The sequence below is a fragment of the Yersinia rohdei ATCC 43380 genome (assembly GCF_000173775.1).
Taxonomy (GTDB): domain Bacteria; phylum Pseudomonadota; class Gammaproteobacteria; order Enterobacterales; family Enterobacteriaceae; genus Yersinia; species Yersinia rohdei.
The window spans coordinates 1-2,789 of the sequence record NZ_ACCD01000068.1 but is presented as its reverse complement, the minus strand read 5'-3'; the positions used below and the strand labels follow the sequence as shown (position 1 = coordinate 2,789).

Genomic DNA, 2,789 nt, shown 5'->3' with positions numbered 1-2,789 from the left:
TTGCTTTTCCTAACAGGTCATAGCGAATTTTTGTTCCCTCAGACCAAGGAAGCGTTGTAGTGATTAATCCATTAACAACATAGTTAGGGCTGATACCATCACGTTTTAACAGTATCTTGTAAGAAGATTTTTGTGCATTCATTCCCGTAAAAGTAGAAGGTAATAAGCCTTCATTAGCAATGAGTGATATAAGTAATTTCACATACACTACCACTACACGTTCTTGGACCCGGATCACTACTCTGATTGGTACTGGATAAAAGTGTTGAAAGTTTATCGTAATGGATATTGATATATCCATTAACCGCTTCACCTATCTGTTTCATTTGCTGACCGACAGCAGAAGCAAGAATGTTTTCTTGCTCTGATTTCATATCTTGAAATTTGATAAATCCCATACTAGCCCCAACACCAAGAACCAATACAAGTTCTAATAGTGAGAATCCTTTTTTCATTTTCATCGTCCTTTTTATTTTCACTTAATATTTAATTAGCAAAAATAAAAAAGAGGTCAAGATATCAGCAAAATAAGGTGATTGACTTCCCCCTCCACAAAAATAGGATTTTTGTAATTATCCAGAAGATAACATGCTTGCCCAGTGGCGATTTTACTACTTTGAATGTCAGGTTCGTATATGTTTAATTGAGCAGTATTGTTTTCTGGATTATGGAACGAAATACGGGGGGAGGTTATGAAAATCCTGATCGGGCAGAGGTAGTCGTTTTTACCTAATCAGGATTAAAAATTTTTTATTGCTTATATTGACAACATTTAACGGTAACCCATACAGTTTGATCTTTACGATGATAAGCTCGAAAACCAGCGGCAGTATATCCTGCTCGTCCATCACAGACAGCGAAACCATTACTACCAGAACCCCATTGTGCGTAATCAGGTTTTGGTGAATCCTCTTCTGTGTTATAACATTTGTCATAATCGAAATAACTATTTTTATAGCTTTCCCATGTCCCATTAACACAAGATAAAATAGAACCTTCTTTTGATCTTCCTTGTAATCCATTCGGTGAGCACGCAGCCCCAACAGTAGCCTGTCCATTAAGCTGTATAAATTCACCCACCGTAGCGCGTCCTGTGGATTCTAATGTAGCACCTTTGACATTTTCAGTGGCAGTTATATTACCACTTGCTGTAAGATCCCCCCCTGAACTAATCGCACCATTTACCCTAAAAACTACCGTTGATTTTCTATCAGCGACTGGAACTTTAGGAGAATGTATCGTTAATTGTTTTGGAGACTGGAGATTTATTTCATAATCATCGCCAATTGCATCGCCACCCATTCCAATAACGTCACCATAACCATTTTTAGCATAAACCCAATTTCCTGCTGAAATATTACCTCCAGCATCAATTTTTCCAGTAGCTTTAATGTTTCTTGCTTGTAGGTCGCCTGTCGTCGTAATGTTGCCAGTGGCATTGAGCGCATCGACATTGTTGATATTATGCCCATCTAAGTTTAAATCGCCAGTCATTGGCAATGTTCCATCACGTCTTAAATATACAGAATATAACGCACTATTAAAACCAACTCTAAATGCTAACTGTCCAGTGGATGTGATATTATTAAAATTAGCAGACGTTTCTGTCCATTGACCACTATGCCCAGAAGCAATAGATGTTGTTTTAGTCATACCGCTATCTATACCAGCGGTTTGCATGGCATTCCCTAATAAATCATAACGTGTTTTTCCGCCTTCAATCCATGCCGTCGATGTCGTTATAAGACCATTAATAACATAGTTAGGGGAAGTTCCATCACGTTTTAATATGATTCTATACGAAGATTTATTAGCATTAGTGCCTGTGTAGGTTGAAGGTAGTAAACCTTCATTAATCAATGTCTGGTAAGTAATTTCACACACTGAACCTGAACAGGTTCTTGGTCCCGGATCGGTTCCTGTTCCGGCAGCATTGGATAAGGTTGACAATTTATCATAACGGATATTTATATAGCCATTAACTGCTTCACCGATTTGTTTCATTTGTTGCCCGACAGCAGAAGCCAATATACTCTCCTGTTCATTTTTCATATCCTGAAACTTCATAAAAGCCACCATCGTCCCAACACCTAAAACAAGAGTTAATTCTAGTAAAGAGAATCCTTTTTTAATTTTCATTTTTATCGCCATTTTTATATTCACGTATAAATTAATTATCAAAAAACAAACAAAAATCAAGGTGTAAGAAAAACTATATAGAAGAATAAGAACTAATAAATGAATAAAAATGGCCCCTTTAAATAAGAAGCCAAAAAATAAGCTATCAATACATTAATGTTAGATAGACGTGAAAATTAGTGTATTATCATTTCCACCATTTTGACACTGTGTAGCAGTTCCTGCGACATCCAGCACACCGCCAGCAGGTTTAACATTACCGACCGTGCCTACTCCTGCCGTATAGAAATTGCCTGCCGCTGCTGTAATAATTTTTGTACATTCTGCTGCAGGGACATTCTTATATGTTATGGTGAATGATGACCCTTGCGCTGATGAAGGACCTGTATTTGCTGATTCAACGACAACATCCCCCTTAAAGGCATTAATAGGTGTTGCTGAAGAACCAGAACCACTTAACATGTTATCTGGGAATATTTTAGCCTGAACAGCAACAGTATTTGTTAATCCGGTGAAACTGGAAGCTGATGTATAAAGCGCTTTAACACCAGCTTGGATTGTTGCTATGTTATTGCTTTCAGCCTGTGCACGTTGAGACGCTTGCACTTTAGGATATACGATAAATGCTGCTACCACTAACGCTGCGATAA

At 37.7% G+C, this 2,789-nt stretch carries 2 protein-coding genes and 1 pseudogene; all 3 read right to left on the bottom strand.

The genetic code is table 11. From position 1 onward, the window contains the following. Positions 1-461: pseudogene (locus tag YROHD0001_RS19935) on the bottom strand (shufflon system plasmid conjugative transfer pilus tip adhesin PilV); the annotation flags it as partial. Positions 462-750: 289 nt separating this feature from the next. Further along, entirely contained in the window at positions 751-2,151 is a 1,401-nt protein-coding gene (gene pilV, locus YROHD0001_RS00125; protein ID WP_004716941.1) for a shufflon system plasmid conjugative transfer pilus tip adhesin PilV, read from the bottom strand. 147 nt (positions 2,152-2,298) lie between these two features. Continuing rightward, positions 2,299-2,789: type 4 pilus major pilin (locus YROHD0001_RS00130; RefSeq protein WP_032818578.1), on the bottom strand; the 491-nt coding region annotated here is incomplete at its 5' end.